The sequence below is a fragment of the Arthrobacter sp. NPDC055585 genome (assembly GCF_053619115.1).
The window spans coordinates 153,086-168,200 of record NZ_JBSHIT010000006.1 but is presented as its reverse complement, the minus strand read 5'-3'; the positions used below and the strand labels follow the sequence as shown (position 1 = coordinate 168,200).

At 66.3% G+C, this 15,115-nt stretch carries 12 protein-coding genes; 3 read left to right on the top strand and 9 right to left on the bottom strand.

What is annotated here, in order from left to right; translation table 11 throughout:
• The first annotated feature begins 53 nt into the window (after positions 1-53).
• Genes ACWGQ2_RS11925 through ACWGQ2_RS11915 form a run of 3 tightly spaced genes read left to right on the top strand, consistent with a single transcriptional unit; the run spans position 54 to position 2,946 of the window.
• Positions 54-953, top strand: a complete 900-nt coding sequence (locus ACWGQ2_RS11925; RefSeq protein WP_452017504.1) for a glycosyltransferase — start codon at positions 54-56, stop codon at positions 951-953.
• Between the two features lies 1 nt (position 954).
• Positions 955-1,971: a glycosyltransferase gene (locus ACWGQ2_RS11920; RefSeq protein WP_452017502.1), complete on the top strand. Its 1,017-nt coding sequence runs from the start codon at positions 955-957 to the stop codon at positions 1,969-1,971.
• Between the two features lie 3 nt (positions 1,972-1,974).
• Positions 1,975-2,946 carry an NAD-dependent epimerase/dehydratase family protein gene (locus ACWGQ2_RS11915; protein ID WP_452017500.1) on the top strand — a complete coding sequence of 324 codons (972 nt, stop codon included), beginning with the start codon at positions 1,975-1,977 and terminating at the stop codon, positions 2,944-2,946.
• A 39-nt stretch (positions 2,947-2,985) separates the two neighbouring features.
• On the opposite strand, the gene ACWGQ2_RS11910 is transcribed toward ACWGQ2_RS11915, so the two are convergent.
• The 9 genes from ACWGQ2_RS11910 to argS all read right to left on the bottom strand — a co-directional run bounded on the left by ACWGQ2_RS11910 (position 2,986) and on the right by argS (position 15,073).
• Complete coding sequence (locus tag ACWGQ2_RS11910; protein WP_452017498.1) at positions 2,986-3,771, bottom strand: L-threonylcarbamoyladenylate synthase; 786 nt, start codon at positions 3,769-3,771, stop codon at positions 2,986-2,988.
• A 13-nt stretch (positions 3,772-3,784) separates the two neighbouring features.
• Positions 3,785-4,657 carry a peptide chain release factor N(5)-glutamine methyltransferase gene (prmC, locus tag ACWGQ2_RS11905; RefSeq protein ID WP_452017496.1) on the bottom strand — a complete coding sequence of 291 codons (873 nt, stop codon included), beginning with the start codon at positions 4,655-4,657 and terminating at the stop codon, positions 3,785-3,787.
• Positions 4,658-4,666: 9 nt separating this feature from the next.
• A complete protein-coding gene (gene prfA, locus ACWGQ2_RS11900; protein WP_452017494.1) occupies positions 4,667-5,746 on the bottom strand; it encodes a peptide chain release factor 1 in 1,080 nt (359 codons plus the stop codon).
• A 193-nt stretch (positions 5,747-5,939) separates the two neighbouring features.
• Positions 5,940-8,105 (bottom strand): transcription termination factor Rho, encoded by a 2,166-nt coding sequence (rho, locus tag ACWGQ2_RS11895; protein WP_452017492.1) that lies wholly within the window; start codon positions 8,103-8,105, stop codon positions 5,940-5,942.
• A 452-nt stretch (positions 8,106-8,557) separates the two neighbouring features.
• Positions 8,558-9,535 carry a homoserine kinase gene (gene thrB / locus ACWGQ2_RS11890; RefSeq protein ID WP_452017490.1) on the bottom strand — a complete coding sequence of 326 codons (978 nt, stop codon included), beginning with the start codon at positions 9,533-9,535 and terminating at the stop codon, positions 8,558-8,560.
• Between the two features lie 6 nt (positions 9,536-9,541).
• Positions 9,542-10,666, bottom strand: coding sequence for a threonine synthase (gene thrC, locus ACWGQ2_RS11885; protein ID WP_452017488.1), 1,125 nt, complete (start codon positions 10,664-10,666; stop codon positions 9,542-9,544).
• A 4-nt stretch (positions 10,667-10,670) separates the two neighbouring features.
• Positions 10,671-11,969 (bottom strand): homoserine dehydrogenase, encoded by a 1,299-nt coding sequence (locus tag ACWGQ2_RS11880; protein ID WP_452017486.1) that lies wholly within the window; start codon positions 11,967-11,969, stop codon positions 10,671-10,673.
• Between the two features lie 23 nt (positions 11,970-11,992).
• A complete protein-coding gene (lysA, locus tag ACWGQ2_RS11875; RefSeq protein WP_452017484.1) occupies positions 11,993-13,414 on the bottom strand; it encodes a diaminopimelate decarboxylase in 1,422 nt (473 codons plus the stop codon).
• A 9-nt stretch (positions 13,415-13,423) separates the two neighbouring features.
• A complete protein-coding gene (gene argS, locus ACWGQ2_RS11870; RefSeq protein ID WP_452017483.1) occupies positions 13,424-15,073 on the bottom strand; it encodes an arginine--tRNA ligase in 1,650 nt (549 codons plus the stop codon).
• Positions 15,074-15,115: the final 42 nt, after the last annotated feature.

The following is a 15,115-nucleotide window of genomic DNA, read 5'->3' as shown; positions in this document are numbered from 1 at the left end:
CCCTGAACGTCCGGCACTGGCCGTGTATCGGGGCGGGCCCTGAAAGGATCGTCTTGCCGGAATCAGTGGCCGTGGCCGCGGTGACATTCGACCGCCCCGATGACGTCAAGACCCTGCTGGGAGCCCTGGCTGCGCAGTCTGCACCTGTTTCTTCCGTGGCGCTGGTTGACTCCGGCAAAAACCCGGTTGCGGATATCGCTGAGTCCTCCGCAGCCAACGTCACGTATGTGCGTTCGGAAACCAATCTGGGCGGCGCAGGCGGATTCTCCCTGGCCATCCTGACGGCCATGGCCTCCGGCGCAGACTGGATCTGGATCATGGATGACGACGCCCACCCGGAGGACCCGGAGTGCCTGCAGGCACTGCTGGACGGCGCGAACGAACGCGGCCTGGATGTCATCCTTCCCTTGGTGGTTGCCCCCGGCAAACCCGATACCCTCTCCTTCCACTTTCGCATCGACGGCCGCCTGACCCACAACCGGGCTGAAGTTGCCGAGGCAGGCTTCCTGCCCGGCGTCGGACACTTCTTCAATGGTGCTCTCATCCGCCGCGAAGTTTTCTTCCGTGTAGGCCTGCCGGACCTGCGGCTGTTCATCCGCGGGGACGAGACCGACTTCATGATCCGGCTGCGCCGGGCCGGGATTCCCTTCGGAACCCTGACCTCCGTGGCCCTAAGCCACCCCGCGGCCTGGTCCGAAGTCCAGGAGATGCTGGGCGGACGCCTGCATGTGCTGGTTCCCGACACCGAATTCAAGCGCTTTTACTTCTACCGCAACCGCGGACACCTCACGTGGAAATACAAGCGCCTGCGCTCCCTCGCCGCCGACGCAGCCGGGTACCCGATCCACTTCGCCCGAACCCGTGATGTGCGCGGCTTCCGTTCCTGGCTGCGCGCCTACGCAGGCGGCGTCCGCGGAAACATGTTCGGTCCGCCGTCGGACCAGGGTTTCTAGCATGTCCGGGACGGCAGCGGGGATCGAGCGCCTGGCCCTGGTCATTGTGACCTTCAACAGGTCCGGCTACCTGCGCGGCCTGCTGGAGTCCGTAGCCGCCCTGGACCCGGCACCGGAGCGGGTTGTCGTCGTGAACAACGCCAGCACCGATGACACCGCGGAGTACCTCGACAGCGTTGCCGGTGAGTTCCCGGTGCCGCTCACGGTCTGCACCCTGACCGAAAACACCGGCGGTTCCGGAGGATTCGCAGCCGGCATCAGCGCGGCCCTTGACCTCGATGCCCGGTGGCTGTGGCTGATGGACGACGACGTCGTGGCACTGCCCGGAGCGCTGGCCGCCCTGGGCAAGTGGACCGCCGAGTATGACTGCATCCACGGCCGCCGCTTCGATGAAACCGGACGCCCTTTCTTCTGGCAGCACCGGTTCATTCCGCTGCTGGGTGTGCACGTTCCTGTCCGCGGCAACGTTTTCCGTGACAGCCCGGTCTTCCACACCAACGTAGGGTGCTTTGAGGGAATGCTGATCCGCGCTGAAACCGTGCGTGCAATCGGGCTTCCGGACCCCCGGTTCTTCATCAACGGCGATGACGAGATCTACGGCTGGCTTGCTTCCCTGAACCACAAAGTTGCCTACGTCAATGACTTTGTCCTTCGGAAGGTCCGTCCGCAGAAGCAGATCGACCTGGGCATCCGTCACCTGAACGACTCCAGTGACCTCAGCCGGTTCTGTGCCATGCGCAACCGCGGGCACACCGCCGGCTACCTGCGTGCGCACGGGCTCTTCAACCGCGCCGGTTTCGCCGCAGGTACCGCACTCACAGCGGCGAAGGAGCTGCTCCGTCTGGCCGCCGTCGAACACCGCTTCAGCGGCGCCGGAAGCCTCTGGCGCGGCTGGCGTGAATCCCGTTCCATCCTCAAGGACACCGGCTGGCAGCCCATGTCTCCGCTGTCCGGTCCGGACGCGGGCTCCGGATCAGCAGACGCACCGCCGTCGAATTCCACCAACCAGGACCGTTAAACCTTGATAAGCAGCACTACATCCAGCAATACCCCCGAGCCCATATGGGCTGTCCTCGGTGCCAGCGGCTTCATTGGCAGCTCCCTGCAGGCAGTCCTCACACGCGCCGGCATCACCGTGCGCTTTGTGAAGGCTCCCCGCCTCAGCGCCGGCTCCACAAACCCTGCGGGCATTCTGGCCGAGGCGGCGGAGCTCCGCGACGTTCGCCAGGATCTTGCTGCCGAACTGGCCGGCACCGACGTCGTGATCAATGCCGCCGGACTGGCCACGCCCACGGGAGCCGACTCCCCCGAGCTCAGGGGAGCCAACGCACTGCTGCCGGTGCTCATTGCCGATGCCGCGGACGACGCCGGAGCACGCCGCTTCCTGCATCTGAGCAGCGCTGCCGTACAGGGCCACCGGCCGGTGCTGGACGAAAGCGCCGAGGTGGAGCCGTTCTCCGCCTACTCGCGTTCCAAGGCCCTCGGTGAGGCTGCGCTGGCGGCCCGCACACCCGGGAAGTGTCCGGTCACCTGCCTGCGTGCCACTTCGGTGCAGGGTACGGCCCGGGAGACCACGGACTCCCTGGTGCGCATTGCCTCCACTCCCCTGGCTTCTGTGGCAGGCCGAGGGAACGCGCCCAGCCCGGTGAGTTCCGTGGACGCCCTGTGCGACTTTGTACTGGCGGCGGGACGGTATCCGGGCACTGTGCCTCCGGTCATCCTGCAGCCGTGGGAAGGTGCGACCGTCGCTTCGGTGCTTTCAGCCGCCGGCGGCCGGAAGCCGCTGCAGCTGCCGGCATGGCTCTGCCGTGCCGGGCTGAAGGCCGGATATGTCGTTTCCGCGCTGCTCGGGGAGCGGCTGCACGGCACACTGCGCCGGGTTGAAATGATGTGGTTCGGGCAGCGGCAGGAACGTGGCTGGGCCGAAGCTACCGGAAATGTTCCCGAAGCGCGCGTTGACCAGATCCTCCGCGCGGCCCGGCAGCAGCGCTAGGGCTGCTGCCGCGCGGACCGCTGATCCGGGAGAACGGTTCTAGGACTGCCGGGGTGTGCCGGCGGAGGTCTCCGTGACGTCACCGGACCCAGCCTCAGCGGTGTCCGCGCCGCCGGTGTTTTCGGCGCCGGTGTTTTCGGCGTCGGGATCCTCCATGGCCGGCTCTTCGCCCAGTCCCAGGACTCCGGGCACCACGGTGCGCAGCTGCTCCAGGCTGATGGCACCCTCGCGCACAACCCGCAGCGGAAAAGCTGTGGCGTCCACGATCGTGGACGGAATTCCCTCGCTGCCTTCGGCCGGACGGGGTCCCGCCTCGAGATAGACCTCCACCGATTCGGCAAGCTGCGCCTGTGCCTGGGCTGCGGTCTGTGCCGCAGGCTGTCCCGTGCGGTTAGCCGAGGAAACGGCCATCGGCCCGGTCAGGGCCAGCAGGTCCAGGGCAATCTCATCGTCGGGCATCCGCAGCGCCACCGTGCCCTTGGTATCCCCCAGGTCCCAGGTCAGCGATGGCTGGGCATGGAAGATCAGAGTGAGGCCGCCGGGCCAGAATGCCTCGGCCAGGGCTCGGGCTTCGGCCGATACGTCAACCGCAAGGCCATCCATGGTCTGCAGCCGCGGCACCAGCACGGGCGGCGGCATGGAGCGTCCCCGTCCCTTGGCCGCGAGCAGGGTCGCCACAGCCTGGGGCGAGAATGCATCGGCGCCAATCCCGTACACGGTGTCCGTCGGCAGCACGATGCACTGCCGGTTGGCGATGGCGTGCTGTGCAGCGGCCAGTCCGGCGCTGCGGGTATCTGTATCGGAGCAGTCAAAGCTGGTGGTCACGGGGATTATTCTTTCACGTCAGGGTGGGGGCGGCGGCTGCGGTTCTAACCGCGGAAGTCGCGCGGGGGCGGTCGTTGAGGTCTGTGTGGGAGGAGACATCCTGCCAGGCAGGATCCGCTGCCAGCCGCTCGGCAATGGTGCCGGCCTGGACCTCGGCGTGTTCCATCACAAAGTAGCCTCCCGGGCGCAGCAGCCGGGCTGCCGTCCGAGCTGCGGCGGCGGGAAGCTCCATGCCGTCTTCTCCCCCGCCGTACAGAGCCATGGCGGGGTCGTGTTCAGCGGCCTCGGGCTCATTGGGCACAGCGTCCGCAGGGATGTAGGGCGGGTTGGAGGCAACGACGTCGAACGTTCCCTCGTGCCCGGCCAAAGCCGTCCGAAGGTCGCCTTCGAGCACGTGCACTCCCAGCGGTTCAAGGTTTTTCCGGGCCCAGGCCAGGGCCAGCGGGCTCAGTTCCACCGCGTAGACCTCCGCGCCCGGGACCTCCGCGGCAATCGATCCGGCAATCGCACCGGACCCGGTGCCGAGGTCTGCGGCCCTTGCCGGGGCCGGCACCAAAAGTGCCTTGTCAATGGCCAGCTGTGCCACGGTTTCGGTTTCCGGCCGCGGCACAAACACCCCGGGACCAACAGCAAGTTCCAGGCGCCGGAAGTATGCTTTCCCGGTCAGGTGCTGCAGCGGAATGCGGCGGGCGCGTTCCGCAACCAGCTCCGCGTAGCCTTCCGGCGCAGCGGCATCGGTGAAGGCGAGAGCCTTCACCCGGCCCACGCTTTCTCCCAGAAGGTGTGCGGCGAGCAGTTCGGCGTCGACGCGCGGGCTGGGCACACCGGCGGCGGCAAGTTCCGCCGCCGCGTGCCGCAGCGCCTGCTCCAGGGTCAGTGCGGGCATCGGCTTTGCCTAGGCTTCGTCGCCGATTGCGTCCAGGCGGGCCTGCTCATCCATCTCGATGGCAGCCTGGACAACAGCTTCCAGGTCACCGTTCATTACGGTGTCCAGGTTGTAGGCCTTATAGCCGGTGCGGTGGTCAACAATCCGGTTCTCCGGGTAGTTGTAGGTGCGGATCCGCTCGGAACGGTCCATGGTGCGGATCTGGGACTTGCGGATGTCCGAGTTCGCGGCGTCGATCTTCTCCTGTTCGTGCGCCAGGATCCGCGAACGCAGCACGCGCATGGCGGCTTCACGGTTCTGCAGCTGGGACTTCTCGTTCTGCATGGCCACCACAATGCCGGTGGGCAGGTGGGTGATTCGCACGGCGGAGTCGGTGGTATTCACCGACTGGCCGCCGGGACCGGAGGACCGGTAGACGTCGATCTTAAGATCGTTCTGGTTGATCTCGACTTCTTCGGGCTCATCAACTTCGGGCAGCACCAGCACGCCGGCAGCGGAAGTGTGGATCCGGCCCTGGGACTCGGTTACGGGAACACGCTGCACACGGTGCACACCGCCCTCGTATTTCAGGCGGGCGTAGACGCCTTCAGCCGGGTCACTGGACGAGCCCTTGATGGCCATGGAGACGTCCTTGTAGCCGCCCAGGTCCGACTCGGTGGCGGAGATGATCTCGGTCCGCCAGCCGCGGGACTCCGCGTACCGGGTGTACATACGCAGCAGGTCGCCGGCGAACAGGGCTGCTTCGTCGCCGCCTTCACCGCCCTTGACCTCGATGATGACGTCGCGGCCGTCGTTGGGGTCACGCGGAATCAGCAGGCGGCGCAGCTTTTCCTGCGCTTCGGCCAGCTGGTCCTTGAGCACGGGGACCTCAGCGGCAAACTCGGGATCCTCGTCTGCCATTTCCTGGGCAGCAGCGAGGTCATCTTCCAGACCGTGCCAGGTGTTGTAGGCGTCGACGATACGGCTCAGTTCGGCGTAGCGCCGGCCCAGCCGGCGGGCCAGGCCCTGGTCGGCGTGCACAGCGGGGTCGGAGAGCCGCATCTGGAGTTCGGCGTGCTCGTCCAGCAGTCCCTGTATGGACTCAAACATTGTTTTCCATTCCTTCTTCGCACCGTGGGATGCGCCTGTTGTACGCGGATCCCGCTGCTGTCTTAGCACCATTCTCGCCCCGGACGGCACCTGGGGATAATTGCGCTGCCCTTCTGAACGTTAACTGCCAAGCCGCCCAGGCCCCCGGGTCCTCATAACAAGGACCGGGGGCATGAGCGGCTCGGTGGGGCAGCTAATCGTTCTTGGTGCCCAGGGTGGTCTTCTGCACCTGCATCAGGAACTCCACGTTGGACTGGGTTTCCTTGATCTTGCCGGTAAGCAGTTCCAGTGCCTGCTGAGTGTCCAGACCGGAGAGGACGCGGCGCAGGCGCCACATGATCTTGACCTCTTCGGCGGAGAGCAGGTTCTCCTCGCGGCGGGTGCCGGAGGCGTTGACGTCCACGGCCGGGAAGATGCGCTTGTCCGCAAGGTTGCGGGAAAGGCGCAGTTCCATGTTGCCGGTGCCCTTGAATTCTTCGAAGATGACCTCGTCCATCTTGGATCCGGTCTCGACGAGAGCGGTGGCCAGGATGGTCAGCGAGCCGCCGTTTTCGATGTTCCGGGCTGCGCCGAAGAAACGCTTCGGCGGGTACAGTGCGGAGGAATCCACACCGCCGGAGAGGATACGGCCCGACGCCGGAGCGGCCAGGTTGTAGGCACGGCCCAGGCGGGTCATGGAGTCCAGCAGGACCACGACGTCGTTGCCCATTTCCACAAGGCGCTTGGCCCGCTCAATGGCGAGTTCGGCGACCGTGGTGTGGTCATCGGCCGGACGGTCGAAGGTGGAGGCAATGACCTCGCCCTTGACGGTGCGCTGCATGTCGGTGACTTCTTCGGGACGTTCGTCCACGAGGACCATCATCAGGTGCACTTCGGGGTTGTTGATGGAGATCGCGTTGGCGATCGCCTGCAGGATCAGCGTCTTGCCGGCCTTCGGCGGGGAGACGATCAGGCCGCGCTGGCCCTTGCCAATCGGGGCAACCAGGTCAATGACGCGGGGGCCGATCACCTTGGGCGAAGTCTCCAGGCGCAGGCGCTCGGAGGGGTAGAGCGGAACCAGCTTGTTGAATTCAACGCGGTCCTTGTTGTCTTCCGCGGGCTTGCCGTTGACGGAAGTCAGGCGGACAAGTGCGTTGAACTTCTGGCGCTGGCTGCTGCCCTGGTTCTCGCCTTCACGCGGGGCGCGGATGGCGCCAACCACGGCGTCGCCCTTGCGCAGGTTGTACTTCTTGACCTGGGCCAGGGAAACGTAAACGTCGTTCGGGCCCGGCAGGTAGCCGGAGGTACGCACGAACGCGTAGTTCTCCAGGACATCCAGGATGCCGGCTACGGGCAGCAGGACGTCGTCTTCGGTGACCTCGACGTCGTCAACCTCGGGGTTGCGGTCGCGGTTGCGGCGGCGCTCGTTGCGGTCGCGGAACCGGTCGTTGCGGTCGCCGCGGTCATTCCGGTTGCGGTTGCGGCGGTTGCGTCCGCTGCGGCTGTTGTCATCGCCGTCGGAATCGCGGTTGTCGCGGTCGCTGCGGTTGTTGTCCCGGCTGTTCTCGCGGTTGTTCTCCCGCTCGTTCCGGTTGTTTTCGCGGTTGCTGTCCCGGTTACCGTCGCGGTTGTTCTCGCGCTCGTTCCGGCTGCCGTCGCGGTCGTTCTTATCGTTCCGGTCATTGCGGTCGCTGCGGCTGCGGTTGCGGCCGGAGCGTTCGTTCCGCTCGTCCTCACGGGACTCGCGGGGCTCCCGGCTGTTCTCAGCCTTCTCGCCCTTGTCCTGGGTGTCCGTCGAAGCTGCCTCAGAGGCGGCTTCCTCTCCCGTGTTCTCGCTGTCGCTGCGGCGGTTGCGGCGGTTCCGGCCGCGCTCGCGCTGGCCTTCCTCGCGGCTGTTTTCCTGCGCCGGTGCGGCAGCCGGAGCTTCGGCGGGCGCAGCTTCCGCGGCGTCGCTGCCGGCGGGAGAAACTACGCCGTCGCTCGCTGCACGGCGGTTGCGGTTGCGGGTGCGGGAGGGACGCTCAGCGGCCTTCTCGCCCTCAGCGGGAGCCTCAGCCGGGGCTGCGGCAGCCGGAGCGGCTTCCTTGTGCTCGGCTACGGCCTTGTCCGCCTGCGGAGCCTCGGCCTTGGAGCCGCGGACCGGACGGTCTGCTGCGGCACGGTCTGCCACTGCTCCGCCGCGCTGGTGGTTCGAGATGGCCGTAACCAGGTCGCCCTTGCGCATGCGGGACCCGCCGGTGATGCCCAGCTGGCCGGCCAGTGCCTGCAGCTGTGCAAGCTTCAAGCCGGCAAGTCCGGAGCTCTTGGAATTCGATTCACCGTTGGAACCGGCGGATGCTGATGAGTCCACACCTGCAGTCAGGTCGGTGGTATCTGTCACGAAGGATCCTTCCCCCTCGTCGGGCGGTCCGGCATGGGTGCCGGCCGCGTTGAATGGCCCTGGGACCGATGATCTGACATGCGGTCCAGGGTTCACCTGCTGCGGGGGATTCCCGGCAACGGTGAATCTGCTGGTGCCTTGATTGGAGAGTCCACGGGAGCTACGGCAGCTTGGCTGCCGGAAAACGCGCGGATCAGATAATCGTTCGACTGACCGTTTCTTGGCAGTCTCCGGAAGGCTACACCGATGCTTGCATTTCCGCGGGTGGACTTGACCCTGCCGTCCGAATCGTTATGAAGGCTGCTTTGCTATCAGCACCTGAGCTGGAAGCTGTGCAGAACAGTCAACAAATCCGGTCATAGGAGCGAGCCACGGTGGTCCACAGAACGGGACGACCTGCCGGTGGAAGCACAATACGGTCTCATACCGATTCATGTACTGAATTACGGTATTTACCGCTGGTGCACTACCACTCTAGCACCATCTCGGTCCACGCCAAGCCGCAGCACACGCCAATTCCCGGCAGCTTCCCCGCTGAGGTGCGAGGTGATGAAGGCTTCTGCGGCACTGGCCTGCTCCGGGCCCGTGGCCAGGGTCATTACGGTTGGCCCCGCTCCGGAGACAACGGCGGCAAAACCGGCCGCACGCAGGGCGGCAATCAGCTGCGCGCTCGGACCCATGGCCGGCGCCCGGTAGCCCTGGTGCAGGAAATCCTCTGTTCCTTCACGCAGCAGTGAGGGATCCGATGTCAGGGCCAGCATCAGCAGTGCCGCGCGTCCGGAATTGGCAGCGGCGTCCCGGTGCGGAACCATGGCCGGCAGCAGCCCGCGGGCGCTCTCGGTGGAAAGTTCAGTCGCGGGAACAGCAGCAACCGGAATGATGTCCGGATGCACGTCGGCCTTCACGGAGCGGAACACACCCTCCTGTTCCCAGGAGACGGCCAGCGCCCCGGCAAGAGCCGGAGCCACGTTGTCCGGATGGCCTTCCAAGGCAGAACAGGCGTGGAGCAGTCCCGCCGCGTCCAGGCGTGCGGATTCGGGCAGCAGTGCGTTGCCCGCCAGAACGCCGGAGACGATCGCCGAGGCTGAGGAGCCCAGCCCGCGGCCGTGCGGAATGATGTTCTCGCAGTCCAGTTCAAGCCCGCGCACGGAGTACCCTGCAGCGCGGACGGTGTCCACGATGGTCCGGGCCACCAGATGGGTTCCATCCGTGGGCAGCACTGCCTCACCTTCGCCGCGCACGCGAACCCGGACCTCGTCCGAGTCCGTGGTGCGCACACGCACGGTGTCGAACAGGGTGACGGCCAGCCCCAGGGAATCGAAGCCCGGCCCCAGGTTGGCGCTGGTTGCCGGAACCCGGACGCTCAGGTCCTGCCCGGCAGCTACCAGTGCGCCCGGAGCCGCGTCGGTGTTCTGGATTTCCACCTGCATGCCCGGCTAGCGGGCTTCAGCGGGGGCGGACTCTTCCAGCCCCAGGGCAGCGGCAACGCTGACGACGTCGAAGTCCACCTTGGTGGGTTCAACATCGGATCCGTCTGCGGTGCGCAGTGCCCACTGCGGGTCCTTCAGGCCGTGGCCGGTGACAGTGATGACGATCTTCTTGCCCGTGGGTGCCTCGCCTGCGGCATGCTTCTTGAGCAGGCCCGCAACGCCGGCAGCGGAAGCCGGCTCCACGAAGACTCCTTCGCGGGAAGACAGCCAGCGGTGCGCTTCGAGGATCTCGGTGTCCGAAACAGCTTCGATCAGCCCGCCGGATTCGTCGCGGGCGGCAATTGCCTGGTCCCAGGACGCCGGGTTGCCGATGCGGATGGCAGTAGCGATGGTGTCCGGGTCCGTAACCGGGTGTCCCTTGACCAGCGGGGATGCGCCTTCAGCCTGGAAACCCCACATGACGGGGGTTTTGGTGGCAACCGGAGCCAGTTCGGTGCCGGCCTGGTTGGTCCAGGGCTGTGCGTACTCCTGGTAGCCGCGCCAGTACGCAGTGATGTTGCCGGCGTTACCAACCGGGAGGAGGTGGTAGTCCGGCGCATCGCCGAGGTAGTCCACAACCTCGAAGGAGGCGGTCTTCTGGCCTTCGATGCGGGCCGGGTTCACGGAGTTGACCAGGAACACCGGGTAGGCCTCGGCCAGCTTGCGGGCCACTTCCAGGCAGTTGTCGAAGTTGCCGTTCACCTGGAGCAGCTGGGCACCGTGGGCGATTGCCTGGCTGAGCTTGCCCATGGAGATCTTGCCGTCCGGCACCAGCACGGCGCAGGTGAGCCCGGCCTGGGTGGCGTAGGCAGCGGCGGATGCGCTGGTGTTGCCGGTCGAGGCGCAGACAACAGCCTTCGCACCGGCTTCCACGGCAGCGGTGATGGCCATGGTCATGCCGCGGTCCTTGAACGAACCGGTGGGGTTCATGCCTTCGACCTTGAGGTAGACCTCGTTGCCGGTCAGCTCGGAGAGGGCCTTTGCATGAACCAGCGGTGTGCCGCCTTCACCGAGGGTAATGACTTCGGTGTTCTCGGTAACCGGCAGACGTTCGGCATATTCGCGGATAACGCCGCGCCATTGATGAGCCAAGGTTCTAGACCCCTTCTACCCGCAGGACGGATGTAACTGAATTGATGACGTCCAGGCCCTTGATGGCCTCGACGGTGGCCGCCAGTGCGGCCTCGGACGCCCGGTGGGTGACAAAGCGCAGTTCGGCGCTGGCGCCGGCTGCGTCGGTGTGGCTCGTCTGGCGCATGGTCTCGATCGAAACGCCGTTTTCGGCGAAGACCCGGGCGACGGCGGAGAGGACGCCGGGGGCGTCCGCAACGTCCAGCCCGATGCTGTAGCTGGTGGAAACCTTCTCCAGCGGCAGTGCCGGAACATGCCCGGAAGCCGCTTCTACTCCCATGTGTCCGCCCAGGACCAGGCGGCGGGCAACCGTAACGACGTCGCCCATCACAGCCGAGGCAGTGGGCGTTCCGCCGGCTCCCTGGCCGTAGAACATCAGCTCGCCGGCGTTTTCAGCTTCGACGAAGACGGCGTTGAACGCGCCGTGCACTGCCGCAAGCGGGTGCGTGCGCGGAAGCAGCGTGGGGTGGACCCGCACGCTGACGCCCTCGGCGCCGTCGGCCTCCAGCTTCTCGGCGATCGCCAGGAGCTTGATGACAAACCCGGCGTCCTTGGCTGCGGCAATGTCCTCTGCGGTGACTGACGTAATGCCCTCGCAGGACACGTTCGCCATCTCGAAGGTGGTGTGGAAAGCCAGTGAAGCCAGGATCGCTCCCTTGGCTGCGGCGTCGTGTCCTTCGACGTCGGCAGTGGGGTCCGCTTCGGCGTAACCGAGGCGCTGGGCTTCGGCCAGGGCATCGGCGAACTGCGCGCCGGTGGAGTCCATGGCGTCGAGGATGTAGTTGGTGGTGCCGTTGACGATGCCCAGCACACGGGTGATCCGGTCCCCGGAGAGGCTGTCACGGATCGGGCCCAGGATCGGGATGGCTCCGGCAACCGCTGCCTCGTAGGCCAGCCGGACACCGGCCGCGTCTGCCTTTTCATACAGTGCGGCGCCGTCGGCGGCCAGCAGCGCCTTGTTGCCGGTGACTACGGATGCGCCGTGGCCGATCGCGTGCAGGATCAGTGTGCGTGCCGGTTCCAGACCGCCCATCAGCTCAATGACGATGTCCGCGGACTCCACCAGGGTTTCCGCGTCGGTGGTGAACAGGTCGCGGGGAAGCTCGACGTCGCGCGGCGCGTCCGGATTGCGCACGACAATACCGGCCAGTTCGAGCTTTGCACCGGTGCGCGCCGTGAGGTCCGCGGCGTCGTTCAGGAGAATCCGGGCTACCTGGGATCCCACGTTGCCGCAGCCCAGCAGGGCCACCTTGAGGGTCTTCATTGCTTTGCGTTCTCCTATACCGGTCATGAAACGTCCCGCGCCAGCAGGTCTTCTTCGGTTTCGCCGCGGATGATCAGCCGTGCGGCGCCGTCGCGGACAGCCACGACGGGCGGACGGGCGATGTAGTTGTAGTTGCTCGACAGCGCCCAGCAGTAGGCGCCGGTGCCGGGTACGGCCACCAGATCTCCGTGGTCAACGTCCGAGGGCAGATAAACATCCCTCACCACTATGTCCCCGCTCTCACAGTGTTTGCCAACCACGCGCGACATAACCGCGTCATGTTCGGACCTGCGCGAGGCCAGGACGGCGGAGTAGTCCGCGTCGTAGAGCACCGGGCGGGCGTTGTCACTCATGCCCCCGTCAACGGAGACGTAGCGGCGTTCCGCGGTGCCGCCGTCGGCGGTGTCCACGCGCACTGTCTTGATGGTGCCGGCGCGGTACAGCGTAAAGGTGGTTGGTCCCACGATCGCACGGCCGGGTTCAATCGAGATCCGCGGTACGGACAGACCAAGGTCTGCGCAGGTTCCGGAGACAACGGCGGCCATGGCGGCAGCGATCTCCGCGGCCGGGCGCGGGGTGTCCGCTTCGGTGTAGGCAATGCCGTAGCCGCCGCCCAGGTCCAGCTCAGGCAGTTCGACGCCGTGCTGCGCCTTGACTTCGGCCAGGAAGCCGAGCAGGCGGCGGGCCGCTTCCTCGAATCCGGCCGGGTCGAAGATCTGCGAGCCGATGTGGCTGTGCAGGCCCAGCAGCCGGATGCCCGGGTTCTGCAGAGCTGCAGCGACGGCGTCCGCAGCCGGGGACGTGCCGGTGTCCGGGTCGGCTGCCATGGACAGGCCGAACTTCTGGTCCTCGTGCGCTGTGGCAATGAACTCATGGGTGTGGGCGTGGACGCCGGGGGTCAGGCGCAGCATCACGTTGGCCTGCACGCCGCGGTCCCTGGCGAGGGCGCCGAGCCGGTGCAGTTCGGGCAGGGAGTCCACCACAATACGGCCCAGATCCATGTCCAGCGCGCGGTTCAGTTCGGCGTCGGACTTGTTGTTGCCGTGCAGGCCCAGGCTGGCGCCGGGAATGCCGGCACGGGCAGCTACTGCCAGCTCGCCGCCGGAGCAGGTGTCCAGCCGGAGCCCTTCCTGCGCCACCCAGCGGGCGATTTCGGTGCAGAGGAACGCCTTGCCGGCGTAGTAGACATCCACTCCCCCGCAGGCCTCGGCGAACGCGGCGTCGAAGGAGTCCTTGAAGTCGCGGGCACGGGCCCGGAAGTCGGTTTCGGAGACCACAAACAGCGGCGTACCGAATTCAGCGGCGAGGGCTGAGACGGAAATGCCGGAAATCTCCAGCTCACCGTCCCGGCCGCGCTGCACATCCTGCGCCCACATTCCGGGGCGGAGCACGTTGGCGTCTTCGGGACAGCTGAGCCAGTCAGGGGCCAGCGGGGAAACGGTCATAGCCGGGCCTTACATCCTCTCCGGAGCGGAGACGCCCAGCAGGTCCAGCCCGTTGGCCAGGACCTGGCGGGCGGCGGAATTCAGCCACAGGCGGGTGCGGTTCACGTCGGTGACCTCTTCGCCGTTCTGCGGTGCGATGCGGCAGGCGTCGTACCAGCGGTGGTAGGTGCCGGCGATTACTTCCAGGTGCCGGGCCACGCGGTGCGGTTCACGGAAGACGCTGGCCTGGGCCACAACGCCGGGGTACTGGCCAAGAGCAGCCAGCAGCGCGCTTTCGGTCGGGTGGGACAGCAGCGCGGCGTCGAACGCTGAATCATCCACGCCGGCGGCTTCGGCGTTGCGGGCCAGGGCGTAGGTCCGGGCGTGCGCGTACTGGACGTAGAACACCGGGTTCTCGTTACTGCGCTTGGTCAGCAGATCCAGGTCAATGTCAATGTTCGAGTCCGCGGAGAACCGGGCCAGGGTGTAGCGGGCAGCGTCCACGCCGACGGCGTCCACCAGGTCTTCGAGCGTGACCACGGTTCCGGCGCGCTTGGACATACGCACGGGCTTGCCGTCCTTGACCAGGTTCACCATCTGGCCGATTAGTACCTCAACGCACTCCGGGTCATGGCCCAGCGCTGCAGCGGCGGCCTTGAGGCGTGCAACGTAGCCGTGGTGGTCGGCGCCGAGCATGTAGATATTCAGGTCGAACCCGCGCTCGCGCTTGTTCTGGATGTAGGCGATGTCACCGGCGATGTAGGCGGCGTTGCCGTCGGACTTGATGACCACGCGGTCCTTGTCGTCGCCGAACTCGGTGGAGTTCAGCCACCAGGCACCGTCTTTTTCATACAGGTTCTTGGAGCCCTTGAGCTTCTCGAGCAGCATTTCAACCTGCCCGTTCTCATGCAGGGAGTCCTCGTGGAAGTACACGTCGAAGTCCACCCCGAAGTTGTGCAGGGATTCCTTGATGTCCCCGAACATCAGGTCCACGCCAATGGCACGGAAACGCTCCTGTGCTTCTGCCTCCGGCAGTTCCAGGATGTTGGATTCAACGGCGAGCACCCGTGAGGCAATGTCTTCAATGTAGGCGCCGGCGTAGCCGTCTTCGGGTGCCGGTTCACCTTTGGCGGAGGCCAGCAGGGAGCGGGCAAAACGGTCGATCTGGGCTCCGTGGTCATTGAAGTAGTACTCGCGGGTGACCTCCGCGCCCTGGGATTCGAAGACCCGGGCCAGGGCGTCGCCGACGGCGGCCCAGCGGGTTCCGCCCAGGTGGATCGGGCCGGTGGGATTGGCGGACACGAATTCGAGGTTGATCCGGGTGCCGGAGAGCGCATCGGAACGGCCGTAGGCGGGGCCCGCTTCAACAATTGCCTTGGCGAGTTCACCGGCGGCACCGGCGTCGAGCGTGATGTTCAGGAAGCCGGGGCCGGCAATGTCCACCTTCGCCACGCCGTCGATCTTCTCCAGCCGCGAGGAGAGGATTTGTGCGAACTGGCGGGGATTCATGCCGGCCTGCTTGGAGAGCTGCAGGGCGATGTTGGTGGCCCAGTCACCGTGGTCCCGGTTCCGCGGCCGCTCCACGCGGACCTCGGAGGGAAGCTCGATGCTGAATTCACCCGCATCGATGGCGTCTTTGAGGCAGGCAGTTACGGCAGAGGAAAGTTCTTCAGGAGTCACCGGTTAAGCATAGCGGGGCGGCACACGCGGGCCTTATTCCTC